This window comes from Edwardsiella piscicida (genome assembly GCF_021733145.1).
Taxonomy (GTDB): domain Bacteria; phylum Pseudomonadota; class Gammaproteobacteria; order Enterobacterales; family Enterobacteriaceae; genus Edwardsiella; species Edwardsiella piscicida.
Map to the genome: position 1 here is coordinate 2937483 of NZ_CP090968.1, position 16212 is coordinate 2953694.

Genomic DNA, 16212 nt, shown 5'->3' on the forward strand with positions numbered 1-16212 from the left:
GTGTCCCGTAATTAACGATTACTTCGCCTTTTTCAGGTGGCTCAACAGACGCTTACGCTTACGCATCTGGTTTGGCGTCAGGGTGTTGCGCTTATTGGCAAACGGGTTATCCCCCTCTTTAAACTGAATGCGGATCGGCGTCCCCATCACGTTCAAAGAGCGGCGGAAGTAGTTCATCAGGTAGCGCTTGTAGGAGTCCGGCAGATCCTTCACCTGATTACCGTGGATCACCACGATCGGCGGGTTATAGCCCCCGGCGTGCGCATACTTCAGCTTCACTCGGCGCCCGCGAACCATCGGCGGCTGGTGGTCATCCTGCGCCATGGTCATAATGCGGGTCAGCATCGCGGTGCTGACGCGGCGGGTGGCACTTTCGTAGGCTTCCTGAATCGATTCGAACAGGTTGCCCACGCCGCTGCCGTGCAGGGCGGAGATGAAGTGGATGCGGGCGAAGTCGACGAATCCCAGACGCAGATCCAGCATATCCTTCACCTGCTCTTTGACCTCCAGGCTCAGGCCGTCCCACTTATTGACCACCACCACCAGTGAGCGCCCACTATTGAGGATAAAGCCGAGCAGAGAGAGATCCTGATCGGAGATCCCCTCGCGAGCATCGATCACCAGCAGCACCACGTTGGCATCTTCAATCGCCTGCAGCGTCTTGATGACCGAAAACTTCTCAACGGTATCCGTAACCTTGCCGCGCTTGCGCACCCCGGCGGTGTCGATCAGCACGTATTCGCGCTCGTCACGCTCCATCGGAATATAGATGCTGTCGCGGGTGGTGCCCGGCATGTCATACACCACGACCCGGTCTTCGCCCAGGATGCGGTTGGTCAGCGTGGACTTACCGACGTTAGGACGCCCGACAATCGCAATTTTAATGGGCTGATTGATGGGATCAAACGCATCTTCCTCCTCCTGCGCCTCGCCGTCGGCGTCTGCCTCCAGCGCGGCCCAGTAGGCTGCGTTCTCTTCTTCTTCGCTCAGCACCGGCGCCGGCTCTTCCGGTGGAATAAACGGGACCAGCGCATCTTCGATAAGCTGGGTCACACCGCGACCATGGGAGGCTGCGATAGGATGAACCTCCCCCATCCCCAGGGCGTAAAAGTCCCCGATGGCCACCTCAGCGTCAATGCCGTCGGTTTTGTTGGCAACCAGGAACGTCGCCTTATCGCGGCTGCGCAGATGGCGGGCAATGGCCTCGTCCGCCGGCAGCAGGCCATCGCGGGCATCGACCAGAAACAGCACGATATCGGCCTCTTCAATCGCCATCAGCGACTGCTCCGCCATGTGGGTCTCGACCCCATTTTCGGTGCCGTCGATACCGCCGGTATCGATAATGATAAACTCGTGACCGTTTACTTCAGCACGACCATACTTGCGATCTCGGGTCAATCCGGGGAAGTCGGCGACCAACGCATCGCGGGTGCGTGTCAACCGGTTGAATAAGGTGGATTTCCCCACATTCGGGCGCCCGACCAGCGCGACGACAGGTATCATTGTTGAAGCCTCTATTACGTAATGTCATTCCCCGCCGCCGTCGACAACGGGAAAATATGCAGAAGACGAAACGGCCCCTGAGGTCATCAGGAGCCGTTCCGGGCGGCGGAAGCCGCCCTATATCATGTTATAAATCAACGGGAGATGGCGTAAACTTCACCATCGCGCGCCTGAATAATCAGGTTATCGCCCGCCACCTGTCCGGCGCTGAGCAGGCCGGAGCCGTTCAGCTTCTGCTCAACCACCAGACGACCATCGTCCGGGTTGATCCAGTACAGGTAACCGTCGGCGTCACCGACCACCAGATAGCCACGGTACAACACCGGCGCCGTTACGCCGCGGTGCAGCAGCTCGCTGTTTTTCCACAGGGCGACGCCGCCGCTGGTGCTCATGGCGGCGACGCGGCCATCCTGATCCACCAGATAAATACGCCCGCCGTCGACGATGATATTATTCACCCCGCCCATATCGCGTTTCCAGACGATCTGGCCAGAACGCAGATCCAGCGCGGACAGGCTGCCGTTGTAGCCCAGGGTATACACCACCCCGTCCACTACCACCGGCGTCATATCGATATCATTCAGGCGATCGATCTCGGTCGCACCGGTCGGCTGAGCCACCCGCTGCTGCCAAATCATCTGCCCCTGCTGCAGCAGCACCGCGCTGACGCGGCCATTATCACCGCCGACGATAGCAGCGCCATAGGCCACCGCCGGAGCGGATTCGCCGCGCAGAGTCAGCGACGGAATATCCAGGCTGATGGTCCACTTGATCGTACCATCGCTCTCATCCAGCGCCTGCAGCATACCGTTAGAGGTGTGGATCAGCACTAGACCGTCGCTGACCACCGGACGGGAGATCGCCTCGCCGGCTACCGTGGTTTTCCAAGCGACGCTGCCGTCATCGCTGTTCAGCGCATAGACGACCGCGTGCTCAGAGCCGACATAGACCTTGCTGCCGGAGACGGTCAGGCCGCCGGACAGCAGCGCGTCGCTGCGGGAGAACCAGCCCTCTTTCTCGCCAAGATTCACCGACCACAGCTTCTCGCCGTTTTCGGCGTTCATCGCCATCACCAGCCCCTGACGGTCAGCGGCGTAGATATGGTTATCCTGAAACGCCGGACGCAGGTGGGAATAGAAGTCACCGACGCCGTTACCTACCGAGCGGCTCCATACCGTCTGCGGCGTAAACTGGTTCTCTACCTGCGGCAGCGGGGCCATGACGACCGTATCCGTCTCGCCGCCGAACCAGGAGCATCCGCTCAGCATGGTTGCTGACAGTAAGCCGACCAGGAGCGTTTTACGCAATTGCATCGATTATCCCCTTAGCTGGATAAATTATTCAGTTTCATCCGCAGCAGCGCCTGCAGCGACTGGGAGGCGCTCTCCGCCAGCCCTTTGCTATAGGCCTCACGCGCGCCCTTGGCGTCGCCTTTCTTCAGCAGAACGTCGCCGCGTACATCCTGGGCCAGCGGCTGCCATCCTTTGGCCGTGACGCCATCCAGGGTTTTCAGCGCCGCATCCAGCTGATTCTCCTGCAGCTGTACCCGCGCCAGGCGCAGATCGCTCAGGGACTTCAAGTTTTCGTCTTTGGCCTGCCCCGCCGCCCAGACCAGCTGGGTCTGGGCCTTGGCGAAGTCAGACTTCTCGACCTCGTACTGCGCCAGCTGCAGCGCCGCCAGTACGCCGTAATTGTTGCCATTCTCTTTGATAAAGGCTTCGCTGAGCGCCACGCCGTCCTGCTTACCGCCGCTCAGCGCCTCGCTGGCCAGCTGATAGGACTGGGAAGCCTGCGCCATGTTGGCCTGCTGATGGCCAACCCAGTAACGCCAGCCGAGCAGCGCGCCGACGCCAATCACCACGCCCACCACCAGCGTTTTGCCATACTCCTGGAAGAAATGGCGGATGGCATCAACCTGTTCGTTCTCTGTGCTATAGACTTCCACTGTTTCCTGCTCCTTAGCCCAACAGGGTCGCCAGCAGCGTCGCGGCCTGATCCTGCGCCACGGTCTGCTGTTCACCGCTTGCCAGGCACTTCACGTTCACCTGACCATTCTGTACTTCGCTCTCGCCCAGCACCAGCGCGATGCGGGCGCCCCATTTATCGGCGCGGGCAAACTGCTTCTTGAAGTTACCGCCGCCGTAGTTAGTCATCAGACGCAGCTGCGGCAGTGCGTCGCGCAGCTGCTCCGCCAGACGCATCGCCGCGCTTTGGGTCCCTTCACCGGCGGCGATCAGGTAGACCTCGACCGCGCGCTGCGGCAGGAAATCCGGGTTGACCGCCTGAACCAGCAGCACCAGACGCTCCAGCCCCATAGCAAAGCCTACCGCCGGCGTCGCATGTCCCCCCAGCTGCGCCACCAGACCGTCGTAACGGCCCCCTGCGCAGACGGTGCCCTGTGCGCCAAGGCTCGTGGTCACCCACTCAAATACGGTACGGTTATAGTAATCCAGCCCGCGCACCAGACGCTCGTTGACCGTATAGGCGATCCCGGCATCGTCCAGCAGACGGCACAGGCCGTCAAAGTGTTCGCGGGAGTCGGCGTCCAGGTACTCAGACAGGCGCGGAGCCTCGTTCAGCAGCGCCTGTACCTGCGGATTCTTCGAGTCCAGCACGCGCAGCGGATTGCTGTACATGCGACGCTGGCAGTCCTCATCCAGCTGATTCTTATACTGCTCCAGGTAGGCGACCAGGGCGTCGCGGTAGGCGGCGCGCGCCTCCAGCGAACCGATGGAGTTCAGCTCCAGCGCGACGTGATCGGCAATCCCCAGCACCTTCCACCAGCGGGCGGTCATCATGATGATTTCCGCATCGATATCGGGACCAGCCAGGCCGAACACCTCCGCCCCCAGCTGATGAAACTGGCGATAGCGCCCCTTCTGCGGACGTTCGTGGCGGAACATCGGCCCGATGTACCACAAACGCTGCTCCTGATTGTACAGCAGACCATGTTCGATACCGGCGCGCACGCAGCCAGCGGTGCCTTCCGGACGCAGGGTCAGGCTGTCGCCGTTGCGATCCTCGAAGGTATACATTTCTTTTTCAACGACATCGGTCACTTCACCAATGGCGCGTTTGAATAACGGGGTCTGCTCTACAATCGGCAAACGGATTTCGCTGTAGCCGTAGCTGGCCAGCACCTGCTTAAGCGCCGCTTCAATCGGCTGCCACAGCGCCGTATCTGCCGGCAAATAGTCGTTCATGCCACGAATGGCCTGGATATTCTTCGCCACGTCAACTCTCTATGTAATTTGCAAAAACTGGCCCGATTATAGAGGGATTCACGGCCCCTCTTCAACGCGGGCAAACAGCGGCGGCGCCAGAACGCGCCGCCCGTCATCACCGATCGTCCAGCGTCGTGACGCCAATGCGCATCTTTTCATCCAGCATGGCGGCCTTGGCGCGGATCTTCGCCTCCAGCAGATCGATGATCGCATCGTTATCAAAGCGCTCCTTCTGGCGGACACCGTCCTCATAGAAGCCGCTCTTATTGTGTCCGCCGGTCACGCCCAGAGTGGAGACCAGCGCTTCGCCCGGCCCGTTGACCACGCAGCCGATGATCGATACGTCCATCGGCGTGATGATGTCTTCTAGGCGCTGTTCCAGCGCATTCACCGTTCCGATCACATCAAACTCCTGACGGGAGCAGGTCGGGCAGGCGATAAAGTTGATCCCGCGCGAGCGGATGCGCAGCGACTTGAGGATATCAAATCCCACCTTCACTTCTTCTACCGGATCGGCGGCCAGCGATACGCGCAGGGTATCACCGATCCCCTCCGCCAGCAGCATTCCCAGCCCGATGGCGGATTTCACCGATCCACTGCGAGCGCCGCCGGCCTCGGTAATCCCCAGGTGCAGCGGCTGATCGATGCGCGCCGCCAGCAGGCGGTAGGCGTCAACCGCCAGGAATACGTCGGAGGCCTTCACGCTCACCTTAAACTGGTCAAAGTTGAGGCGATCCAGAATATCGACGTGGCGCATGGCTGACTCCAGCAGCGCCTGCGGGGTCGGCTCACCGTACTTCTCCTGGATGTCCTTCTCCAGCGATCCGGCGTTAACGCCGATGCGGATCGGAATACCGCGATCGCGAGCACAGTCGACTACCGAGCGGATCCGGCTCTCATTGCCGATATTGCCCGGATTGATGCGCAGACAGTCTACGCCGTACTCCGCCACCTTCAGCGCAATACGGTAGTCAAAGTGGATATCGGCCACCAGCGGCACCTGCGCCTGCTGTTTGATCAGCCGGAACGCTTCAGCCGCCTCCATGGTGGGCACCGATACGCGCACGATATCCACCCCGACCCGCTCCAGTGCGCGGATCTGCGCCACCGTCGCATCGACGTCGGTGGTGCGGGTGTTGGTCATGGACTGGACGGCGATAGGCGCGCCGTCGCCGATCGGCACGCTGCCGACATGAATACGCGTCGATTTACGGCGCTTAATGGGGGATGCACTGTGCATGACTTCTCTCCGCCCTTGCCGTAGCTCAGTTAGCCGCCGCAGGCTGCGCGTCTAACGTCAAACGGGCAACCTGGCTTGACTTGATGAAACGACTCAGATCAACGGGCTTACCCAGATACTGGATCTGAACTGCCGCCGGCGCCCCGATCTTCAGGCGATAGGGTGCCTTACCGGCTAAATCGAGTTTACCGCCGGCGCGCTGCAGCCCGCTGAACAGGACCTTGCCGCTGGCATCGCGCACTTCCAGCCAGCAGTCGGCGCTAAAATGCATCGCCAGCGGGCTCGCAGAGGCTTCGCTCGCGCTGCCCGGCGCGACGCTCGCGGCGGCGGTCGGCAGAGCCACGCCGGAAAGCGGCGCCACGTCAGCCTGGCTCGGCGCGACGACGGCATTGCTCTGCGCCGCGGCCGGGGCGGCGGCCTCAGGCGCTGGCGCGTTAGCGGCCACAGCGGTGGCTGGCGTCGTCGCCGGCGCAGTGTGGTTAGGATTCGCGCTCGCGGCAGACGACGACGGCGCCGCGGCGCTATCGCCGGCGGTCGCAGTCGCGGACGCAGAGGACGACGCGGACAGATCGACCGGCTGCGCATCCTGCTGCTTAGCCAGCTGAGCCGACGACTCATCGGCCATTTCCACGATATCCTGCTGCTGGGCCTTATGGTTTTGCCACCACCAGGAGCCGGTGATGCCGATCACCACGAAGATCACCAGCCAGGTAAAGGTCATCAGCCAGCCTTCGCGCTTCTTACGCTTTTTACCCAGCGAAAAGCTCTGCATAGGCGCCATTTTTACCGCCCGAACAGGGGCTTGTTTGGCTAACAGCGGGGCGATCTCCTGCTCGGGGATCTGCACCAGCTTGGCATAGGAGCGGATATAGCCGCGGACAAAGGTCGATACCAGACCATCCGGGGCCTTGTCTTCTTCAATATCGCGTACGGTTGAGAGCTTCAGGCACAGGCGTTCGGCCACCTGTTGCTGGGTGAGTCCTAAACGCTCGCGGCCCTGGCGCAGACGCTCGCCGGTGCTCATCGGTGCTGCTTGATCTTGGGAGGCTTCAGTATTCATTCGCTAGGAACTGCTGGTACTGTTGGGATTGTGGAAAATTTCGCGCCAGTTGCTTGCCATAACGTTCGAGATTCGTCTGGCGCCCATCTAACGCAGCGAAACGGATTTGTAACCATAAACTATCGGCGCTGGCCGGTAAAATATGATTGTAAACATCCAACATCAATCGTGCATCCGTGCGGTCACCCTGTTGTAACGCCTGTGCGGCGTCGCCCAGCAGACGCGTCCCCTGCTGCGAATCGGCCTTTAACGCGCGGGCAAATAGCCTGCGGGCTTCATCGGGCCGGTCGGCTCGCAGAAAACAGGTCCCCGCGCTAAAAAAAGCATCGGCGACCCCGCCGTCGTCCGGCAGACGCGCTGCCGCGTTAAACTGTTGTTGCGCCGCTACATACTGCCCTAAACTGCAGAGAAACGCACCGTAATTATTCACGACGGTGCCGTTGTCCGGCGCCAGCGCCAGCGCCTGGCGATAACTTTGCGCGGCCGCCTGCGGCTGACCGCTCAGCTGCTGATAGCGCGCCATCAGCAGCGGACGCCGGTAGTCACCGGGTGCCGCGGCGGGCAGCTGCGCTAACGCCTGCTGCGCCTGTGCGACATCGCCGCGATCGAGCGCCGCCTGCGCTCGCGCCTCCGGCGACAAGGCGGCCGTATCGGCCGCTACCGCGCTCGGCGTCTCCGGGGTATCGGCACACCCGAAGAGCAGCAGCGCTACCCCTGCGCACATCGTCGCCGTCGTCGTTTTCATCCCTAGCTCCGCTACGTCCGTGTGCGGGTCAGTCGATGTCTGGCGCTGCGCCGCCGTCGCCGGCGGCCGTTCGTCTCTACATCAGACTTCACGCACGTTGATAGGTTCCCCTGCCGCTTGCTTCTTCAGGGTTCGTTTGGTTCTGTCGATCACCTCGCCCGCCAGCTGACCGCAGGCGGCATCGATATCATCGCCACGCGTCTTACGCACGATAACGGTAAAGCCATACTCCATCAGCACCTTAGAGAAACGATCGATGCGGCTGTTGGAGCTGCGGCCAAAGGGCGCCCCCGGGAAGGGGTTCCACGGGATCAGGTTGATCTTGCACGGCGTATCCTTCAGGCACTCCGCCAGCTGGTGCGCATGCTCCGTACCGTCGTTGATATGATCCAGCATCACATACTCTACCGTCACCCGCCCCTGATTGGCGTTGGACTTCTCCAGGTAGCGGCGCACCGATCCCAGGAACATGTCGATATTGTACTTGCGGTTGATCGGCACGATCTCATCGCGGATCGCATCGTTCGGCGCATGCAGCGAGATCGCCAACGCCACGTCGATCATATCGCCCAGCTTATCCAGCGCCGGTACCACACCGGAGGTGGACAGCGTCACGCGACGCTTGGAGAGACCGAAGCCAAAATCATCCAGCATAATCTCCATCGCCGGGATCACGTTGGTCAGGTTGAGCAGCGGCTCCCCCATCCCCATCATCACCACGTTGGTGATCGGACGGTTGCCGGTCACCTTCTGCGCGCCGATGATTTTGGCCGCGCGCCATACCTGGCCGATGATCTCCGATACCCGCAGGTTACGGTTAAAGCCCTGCTGGGCCGTCGAGCAGAATTTGCACTCCAGCGCGCAGCCCACCTGGGACGAGACGCACAGGGTGGCCCGATCGTCTTCCGGAATATAGACCGTCTCGACCCGCTGATCGCCCACCTGCAGCGCCCACTTGATGGTGCCGTCAGAGGAGCGCTGTTCTACCGCCACCTCCGGCGCACGAATTTCCGCGACCTGCTTGAGCTTAGCACGCAACACCTTATTGATGTCGGTCATCACGTCAAAGTCATCGCAGCAGTAGTGGTAGATCCACTTCATGATCTGATCGGCGCGGAACGGCTTTTCGCCCATCTGGATGAAAAACTCACGCATTTGCTTGCGGTCCAGATCGAGCAGGTTAATTTTTTCCTGCGCCTGAGAAGCGCACGGCGCGGCGTCAGCAGAAACGGGCGTTACATGAATATCAGACAAGGGAGACTCGATGGCAGTGGCATCGGGCGCAGCGCCCGGATGCGATAAAGGATTCTTGGACATAAAATGGACAGGCCTCGTTGTTACACTTTGCGGCTCGTTGCCCCCCGCCCGACGGGCGGAGAGGACAGAAACTGGCATACAATAACGCCCCGGAGAAAACGCGGGGCGGCATATTGTACCTACTCTCGCCCGCCGATGCCATGGCGATAATGCACCCAGGCGGGATTTTGGCGCGCGGGCGGGGCGCTCAGCGGGTGCGCGGGCAGATGTCGTCAGCGCTGAAGAAATAGGCGATTTCGCGCTCGGCAGAGGCCGGAGAGTCGGAGCCGTGCACCGCGTTTTCCGTCAGGCTATCGGCATAGTCAGCGCGCAGCGTACCGGCCAGCGCGTTTTCCGGATTCGTGGCGCCCATGATTTCACGGTTACGACGCACCGCATCGTTGCCTTCCAGCACCTGCACCATGATCGGACCGGAGGTCATGAAGGTCACCAGGCCGTCAAAGAAAGGGCGCTCGCGGTGCTCGGCGTAGAAGCCTTCCGCCTGCTCGCGCGTCAGGTGCACCATTTTGGCGGCGACGATCTTCAGACCGGCAGACTCAAAGCGTGCGTAGATGGCGCCGATGGCATTTTTGGCCACCGCGTTCGGTTTTACGATGGAAAAGGTACGTTCTAAGGTCATGTCTACCCCTGTCAGACAGCTTTAATCAACATCCGCGCGGGATTCTACGGCGCAACAGCGACGGAAGAAAGCCACCCGGTCATGCTAACACCATGAGCTGGCGGAAGATTTTACTTACGCTTATCTCTACCGATGATGCCCAGTCGGCCCGTTGCCCACCCGACAGGGCGCGCAGACTGGCGGATTCGATTATAAGAGGGCGCCGCGGGGTTGCCTATGGCAATGACGTTAATTTGTTAAAAAGATATGAATATTTTGATGCCTACCGCAGGGCAGTCTCCCGGCGGTAGGCAGGATACGCCTCTGGCGGACTAGCGCCCCGTCGCGATGGCGTTGCGCAGCCAGCCGCCCCAGCGACGTTGATACAGCGGCGTCACGTGGGTGCGCAGGTAGTCGGCCAGCGGATCCTGCGCATCACGGCGAAGGCAGCAGACGTCGATCGCCTCGTCCTGATCCAGCAGGGCGCTGGCCAGGGTACCCGCCTCGCGGATCAACTCTTGGTGCGCGGCCTCATCGTGTCCCTCCAGCTCCAGCGCCAGCAGCAGCACCGGCTGCGCGTCACAGAGTGGATCCTGAAAACGCGCCAGCCAGGCGCTCCGCACCAGATTGCGCTGACCGCACAGGGCGGTCAGGCCGCTCTGCAGGGCCTCCGGCGTCTGATCCAGCGGCCCGACACGGATCGCGGCGCCGCCGTCGATCGACAGCGTCTGCGGCTGCGCCATGCCGCCGCTCTCCAGCAGCATCGCCACCTCCTGCGGGTAGAAGGCCTTGCCCACCTCCGCGCGGGGATTTAAAAACAGCGTCTCGCCGCGGGTCAGGGTGAACAGCTCGCGGACCGGCAGCGCGTGCCAAGACGTGGGGCCGCCGTCCGTCAGCGCCTGCTGCAAACGCGCCGGCGTAGAGAAAAAGGGGATCACCCGCGTACCGTCCTCCATTTCCCAGTGTTCGATCTCCAGCGTATCGTCGTCCGCCTCCGCCATCGCGTCTCCCCGAAGCGGAAGGTAGACCGTCGATGACAGCAGCGCACGGTAAAACAGCGCCAGATAGGCCGGATCGGCCGCCGCCTGAGCCAGGCTGGATTCGAGCCGCTGTTCGGGGGTGTCGTGATGGTGATCGTGCTCATGCTGACGATCGTCGTGATCGGGGGGGGTATCGCAGGTACTCACCGTCATCTCTCCTGTTTCCGTGTTTCCTTGGCCGATGCAGGCTCCGCCGTGCGGCGGAGCCATGATGTCAACGTCAGCAGCGCTCGGCCTGCGTCAACAGCAGGCGCGCCAGCGTCCGTACGCCAATGCCGGTCGCCCCGGCGGACCACTGATCCACCGCCGCCTTACGGTAGGTGGCGCTGCAGTCAATGTGCAGCCAGCCCTGCCGGTAGTCAGTGACGAAGTGCGACAGGAAGGCCGCCGCCGTACTGGCGCCGGCCGAGTGCGCCGCGCCGGCCACGTTGCTGAGATCGGCAAAGGCGGAGGGCAGCTGGCTACGGTGAAACTCCGCCAGCGGCAGACGCCAGAACAGCTCATCTTCCTGAGCCGCACTCTCCTGCAGCGCCGTCACCAGCGCATCGTCAAAGGAGAGCAGCGCATGGTAGTCACCGCCGACCGCGGTCTTGGCCGCGCCGGTCAGGGTGGCGCAGTCGATGATCATGCGCGGTGCCTGACGCGAGGCATCGATCAGGCCATCGGCCAGCACCAGGCGCCCTTCGGCATCGGTATTCATAATCTCAACCCGTTTGCCGTTGCGATACGAAATGATATCGCCCAGTTTGAACGCGTTGCCGCTGACCAGGTTATCCGCGCAGCACAGGTAGAGTTTGACCCGCGCCTGCAGCCCCTGCGCGATCGCCAGCGCCAGGGCGCCGGTCACCAGCGCCGCGCCGCCCATGTCCGACTTCATGGAGTCCATGAAGGCCGTCTGCTTCAGGCTATAGCCGCCGGAGTCAAAGGTGATCCCCTTCCCAACCAGGCAGGCCAGCACCGGAGTATCGGGCTGACCGCCCGGATTGTAATCCAGCTCCAGCAGCGCCGGCGCGCGCGCAGAGCCGCGGCCAACGCTGTGCAGCCCCATATAGCCCTGCTCGCGCAGATCGTCGCCCTTGATGATGCGATAGTGAATGCTGTCGCAGGCCTGCGCACACAGCAGGTCGACAGCGCGCTGCGCCAGCTGAGTCGGCCCCAGGTTTTCCGCCGGGATATTGATGGTGTCGCGCACCCAGTCGATATTCAGCAGCCGACGATCCAGCTCGGCGCGATCGGCGGCGCTCAGCGCCGGCCACTGGACATGCTGCCCGCCCTTCGGATTGCGAAAGCCCTGCCAAAACGCCCAGCAGGCGCTCAGGCTCCACGACGTCCCCTGCAGCGAAACCTGCTTCATCCCCTGGGTATCCAGACGGCGCCCGGCGCGCTGAATCGCCCCGTGGTCCAGCGCCGCTCCGGCGTGGATGGTCATCCCCTGTGCATCCGCGCTCAGCAGCGCATCGCTGCCCCAGCGCGCATCTGCGGCCTGACTTGATAAAAGGACCGGCATCAATTCATTGGTCATACGTGTTCTCCCGCTTGCTTCGCGGCCCCCGCGAACGGACGTCGCGGGCGGTCTATAGTAAAAAGCCACCCCTACGGGTGGCTTGCCCGGGCGACTCCCACGCCAAACTCAACGGCGGGGGAGGCCCTTCTCACTCAGCTTCATCTAACCAGACCAGCAGGATGGCTTCCAGAATTTTTTCACTGGAAGCGGACGGATCGTCATCAAAGTCATCCAGGCTGCAGATCCAGCGGTGCAGATCGGTAAAGCGCACGCTCTGTGGCGAGACGTCCGGGTACGCGTCATAGAGCGCCTCGCCGATGGCGCGGCTATCGTGCCACTTCAGTCCCACCTCAGTGCTCCCGCGCATGGTTAACGGTGTAGCGCGGGATCTCGACCACCAGGTCCTCATCCGCAACCCGCGCCTGACAGCTCAGGCGGCTTTCCGGCTCCAGACCCCAGGCCTTGTCCAGCATGTCATCCTCCAGCTCGCTGCTCTCCCCAAGGGAGTCAAAGCCTTCGCGGACGATGCAGTGACAGGTGGTGCAGGCGCAGGACTTCTCGCAGGCATGTTCGATTTCAATCCCGTTACGCAGCGCTGCGTCCAGGATCGTTTCGCCTTCCTGGGCCTCGATCACCGCCCCATCCGGGCAATGTTCCTGATTGGGCAGAAATACGATTTTTGGCATGTTTAAACCTCATCCACAGAGTGACCGGCCAGAGCACGGCGGATGGAGCTATCCATGCGCCGCGCGGCAAATTCTTGAGTTTGTGCATCCAGCGCGTTGATCGCCGCTTCGATCGCCGCGGTATCGTTACCGGCGGCAGCGGCCTGCAGCGCCGTCTGCGCCTGGCGGATCGCCGCCAGCTCCTGCTCGCCCAGCAGAGCACTGTCCTGCTGCAGCGCACCGTGCAGGCTTTCCAGCACCCGCGCGGCCTCCACTTTTTGCTCCGCCAGCATACGCGCGCTGAGATCCCCCTCGGCGTTCGCCATGGAGTCTTTCAGCATCCCGACGATTTCGTCTTCGCTCAGCCCGTAGGAGGGCTTCACCTGGATCGCCGCCTGTACCCCGGTCGACTTCTCCATCGCGGTCACGCTGAGCAGCCCATCGGCATCCACCTGGAAGGTGACGCGAATATGGGCACCGCCCGCCGGCAGCGGCGGAATGCCGCGCAGGGTAAAGCGCGCCAGAGAGCGATTATCCTGCACCAGCTCGCGTTCGCCCTGCAGCACATGGATCATCATCGCCGTCTGGCCATCTTTAAAGGTGGTAAACTCCTGCGCCCGGGCCACCGGGATGGTGGTATTACGCGGGATCACCTTCTCGACCAGTCCGCCCATGGTCTCCAGCCCCAGCGAGAGCGGGATCACATCCAGCAGCAGCATGTCGGCATCCGGTTTATTGCCGACCAGAATATCGGCCTGGATAGCCGCGCCGATCGCCACTACCCGATCGGGATCGATCGCGGTCAGCGGCGGGCGGCCAAAGAAGTCGCCCACCAGCGTCCGCACCAGCGGTACCCGAGTTGAGCCGCCGACCATCACCACCTCCAGCACCTCGTCACGGGTGACGCCGGCATCTTTTAGCGTCCGGCGACAGGCCAGCAGCGTGCGTTTGACCAGCGGCGCGATCAGCGCCTCCAGCTGAGCGCGGCTCACCTCACCCTGCCAGTCGCCGACGCATACCGTCGTCGCTTGCTGGGAGCTCAGAGCGATTTTTGCCGCGACGGCCGCATCCAGGAAGCGGCGCGCCAGCCCGGCATCGCTGCGGTCGTGCAGGCCGGCCTGCTCACGCAGCCAATCGGCCAGCAGGTGGTCAAAGTCATCGCCGCCCAGCGCGGAGTCGCCGCCGGTGGCCAAGACCTCAAACACCCCGCGACTGAGGCGCAGAATCGAGATATCAAAGGTGCCGCCGCCGAGATCGTAAACCGCGATCACCCCCTCCTGACCGGAGTCCAGCCCATAGGCGATGGCGGCTGCGGTCGGCTCATTGAGCAGGCGCAGCACGTGCAGACCGGCCAGACGCGCGGCGTCCTTCGTCCCCTGGCGCTGCGCATCATCGAAGTAGGCCGGCACCGTGATCACCACGCCGTCCAGCTCGCCCCCCAGGGCCGCCTGCGCGCGCGCGGAGAGCGCGCTGAGAATATCGGCCGAGACGTGGATCGGGTTGACGCTGCCCGCCGCCGTCGCCAGCTGCGGCATACCGCTCTCGCTGGCGTGCATCTGATAGGGTAAATGCGGGTAGCGCGCCTGAATGTCGGCCAGCGAACGCCCCATCATGCGTTTAATCGAGCTCACGGTATTGCGCGGATCGTCGGCGGCCTGTTCACGGGCCTCAACGCCGACGATATGTCCGCCAGCCTGGTAGCGCACTACCGACGGCAGCAGATGGCGCCCCTGCTCATCGGCCAGCGTTTCGGCCTGGCCGCTGCGCACGGTCGCCACCAGGGAGTTGGTGGTGCCCAGATCGATACCCGCCGCCAGACGACGCTGATGCGGCGCGGCACTCAGCCCCGGCTCACTGATTTGTAATAACGCCATGTTCGCTTCCGTTAATCCGTCAAAAAGGGTTACATCCCCAGCAGTCGCTCTTCCAGCTGTTCGGTCTGCTGCTGGAGCCTGTCTAGAAATCGTAGCTTGCGCACGCTGTCCGCCGCCTGGGTCCAGGCCTGACGGTCCAGCTCATTCACCATCTGTGCGCTGCGCGTCTGCACCATTTTAGCGATCCCGTCGGCAAAGTTCATTAACGCCTCATCGGCGTCGGCGCGGTGTTCCAGCGCCTCCAGCTCCTCGCGCAGGGTCATCTGCTCCATCAGGAAAGCCGTATCGCGCAGGGTCTGCTGTTCATTATTGATGTCAAAGCCGTGCAGAGAGAGCAGGTACTCGGCCCGCTTGAGAGGATGTTTGAGCGTCTGATAGGCGTCGTTGATGGTCGTCGCCTGCTGCATCGCCAGCAGACGATCGCGCTCGGGCGCGGTGGCGAAACGATCGGGGTGAAACTGACGCTGCAGGTCCTGAAAACGCGCAGCGAGCAGGCTGCCGTCCACGTCATAGCGTGCCGGCAACCCGAAAAGCGTGAAGTAGTCCATGCCGTACTCTGATGCTGATACCGTGAAAGCGGCGTCGCCGACGTCGGCTAATGAAGGAGAGGCGACGGCCGCCGATGACGCGGGCGCGGGTTAAACGTTAAAGCTCTCGCCGCAGCCGCACTCATTCTTAACGTTCGGGTTGTTGAACTTAAAGCCTTCGTTCAGGCCCTCTTTAACGAAATCCAGCTCGGTACCGTCGAGGTACACCAGGCTCTTTCCGTCAACGATGACCTTCACCCCTTTATCCTCGAAAACCACATCGTCCTCGTTCAGGACATCGACAAACTCCAGCACATACGCCATGCCCGAACAGCCCGAGGTTTTTACCCCCAGACGCAGGCCCAATCCCTTACCGCGATTGGTTAAAAATGTCTGTACGCGCTTTGCAGCGGAGTCGCTCATGGTAATCGACATACAACAACCTCAGTCAAAAAATTCAGGGTGACGGCGACCGGAATACCGGCCGCCGGAGCGCGGCGCTTATTCCGCGCTATGCTTGTTTTTATAATCGGCGATCGCCGCCTTGATGGCGTCTTCTGCCAGAATCGAGCAGTGGATCTTCACCGGCGGCAGCGCCAGCTCCTCGGCGATGTCGGTATTCTTGATCTCCGCCGCCTGCTCCAGGGACTTACCCTTGACCCACTCGGTGACCAGAGAGCTGGAGGCGATGGCAGAGCCACAGCCGTAGGTCTTGAAACGGGCGTCCTCAATGATACCCTCATTGTTGACTTTAATCTGCAACTTCATCACGTCGCCGCAGGCCGGGGCGCCGACCATACCGCTGCCGACGTTGGGATCGCTATTGTCAAAGGATCCGACGTTACGCGGATTCTCGTAGTGATCGATCACTTTATCGCTATAAGCCATTTATCGATGCTCCTAAAAGGGTGTCCT

17 protein-coding genes are annotated in these 16212 nt (G+C 62.1%); all 17 read right to left on the reverse strand.

Annotated features, from left to right (window positions below; genetic code table 11):
- Positions 1-18: 18 nt before the first annotated feature.
- Complete coding sequence (gene der, locus L1P05_RS13405) at positions 19-1503, reverse strand: ribosome biogenesis GTPase Der (RefSeq protein WP_012849623.1); 1485 nt, start codon at positions 1501-1503, stop codon at positions 19-21.
- A gap of 134 nt (positions 1504-1637) precedes the next feature.
- Complete coding sequence (gene bamB / locus L1P05_RS13410; RefSeq protein ID WP_012849624.1) at positions 1638-2816, reverse strand: outer membrane protein assembly factor BamB; 1179 nt, start codon at positions 2814-2816, stop codon at positions 1638-1640.
- A gap of 11 nt (positions 2817-2827) precedes the next feature.
- On the reverse strand, positions 2828-3448 hold the full coding sequence (locus tag L1P05_RS13415; RefSeq protein ID WP_012849625.1) for a YfgM family protein: 621 nt from the start codon (positions 3446-3448) through the stop codon (positions 2828-2830).
- Positions 3449-3461: 13 nt separating this feature from the next.
- Entirely contained in the window at positions 3462-4736 is a 1275-nt protein-coding gene (gene hisS / locus L1P05_RS13420; RefSeq protein WP_012849626.1) for a histidine--tRNA ligase, read from the reverse strand.
- A gap of 106 nt (positions 4737-4842) precedes the next feature.
- The gene (gene ispG / locus L1P05_RS13425) at positions 4843-5967 is read right to left on the reverse strand and encodes a flavodoxin-dependent (E)-4-hydroxy-3-methylbut-2-enyl-diphosphate synthase (RefSeq protein ID WP_012849627.1); all 1125 of its coding nucleotides are present in this window, start codon (positions 5965-5967) and stop codon (positions 4843-4845) included.
- A gap of 25 nt (positions 5968-5992) precedes the next feature.
- Entirely contained in the window at positions 5993-7027 is a 1035-nt protein-coding gene (rodZ, locus tag L1P05_RS13430; protein WP_071818535.1) for a cytoskeleton protein RodZ, read from the reverse strand.
- Positions 7017-7772: a type IV pilus biogenesis/stability protein PilW gene (gene pilW, locus L1P05_RS13435; protein ID WP_012849629.1), complete on the reverse strand. Its 756-nt coding sequence runs from the start codon at positions 7770-7772 to the stop codon at positions 7017-7019. The genes rodZ and pilW overlap by 11 nt, the downstream gene beginning before the upstream one ends.
- Before the next feature lie 81 nt (positions 7773-7853).
- The gene (rlmN, locus tag L1P05_RS13440; protein ID WP_015462213.1) at positions 7854-9026 is read right to left on the reverse strand and encodes a dual-specificity RNA methyltransferase RlmN; all 1173 of its coding nucleotides are present in this window, start codon (positions 9024-9026) and stop codon (positions 7854-7856) included.
- Between the two features lie 250 nt (positions 9027-9276).
- Positions 9277-9708 (reverse strand): nucleoside-diphosphate kinase, encoded by a 432-nt coding sequence (ndk, locus tag L1P05_RS13445; RefSeq protein WP_012849631.1) that lies wholly within the window; start codon positions 9706-9708, stop codon positions 9277-9279.
- Positions 9709-10019: 311 nt separating this feature from the next.
- Entirely contained in the window at positions 10020-10880 is an 861-nt protein-coding gene (locus L1P05_RS13450) for an enhanced serine sensitivity protein SseB C-terminal domain-containing protein (protein WP_015462214.1), read from the reverse strand.
- A 67-nt stretch (positions 10881-10947) separates the two neighbouring features.
- Positions 10948-12249, reverse strand: coding sequence for an aminopeptidase PepB (pepB, locus tag L1P05_RS13455; protein WP_012849633.1), 1302 nt, complete (start codon positions 12247-12249; stop codon positions 10948-10950).
- Between the two features lie 130 nt (positions 12250-12379).
- Positions 12380-12580, reverse strand: coding sequence for a Fe-S cluster assembly protein IscX (gene iscX, locus L1P05_RS13460; protein WP_012849634.1), 201 nt, complete (start codon positions 12578-12580; stop codon positions 12380-12382).
- A 1-nt stretch (position 12581) separates the two neighbouring features.
- Complete coding sequence (gene fdx, locus L1P05_RS13465; protein WP_012849635.1) at positions 12582-12917, reverse strand: ISC system 2Fe-2S type ferredoxin; 336 nt, start codon at positions 12915-12917, stop codon at positions 12582-12584.
- A gap of 2 nt (positions 12918-12919) precedes the next feature.
- On the reverse strand, positions 12920-14770 hold the full coding sequence (gene hscA, locus L1P05_RS13470; protein WP_012849636.1) for a Fe-S protein assembly chaperone HscA: 1851 nt from the start codon (positions 14768-14770) through the stop codon (positions 12920-12922).
- Positions 14771-14799: 29 nt separating this feature from the next.
- A complete protein-coding gene (gene hscB / locus L1P05_RS13475) occupies positions 14800-15318 on the reverse strand; it encodes a co-chaperone HscB (protein ID WP_012849637.1) in 519 nt (172 codons plus the stop codon).
- A 90-nt stretch (positions 15319-15408) separates the two neighbouring features.
- On the reverse strand, positions 15409-15732 hold the full coding sequence (iscA, locus tag L1P05_RS13480; RefSeq protein ID WP_005289574.1) for an iron-sulfur cluster assembly protein IscA: 324 nt from the start codon (positions 15730-15732) through the stop codon (positions 15409-15411).
- A 66-nt stretch (positions 15733-15798) separates the two neighbouring features.
- A complete protein-coding gene (gene iscU / locus L1P05_RS13485; RefSeq protein ID WP_012849638.1) occupies positions 15799-16185 on the reverse strand; it encodes a Fe-S cluster assembly scaffold IscU in 387 nt (128 codons plus the stop codon).
- Positions 16186-16212 lie beyond the last annotated feature (27 nt).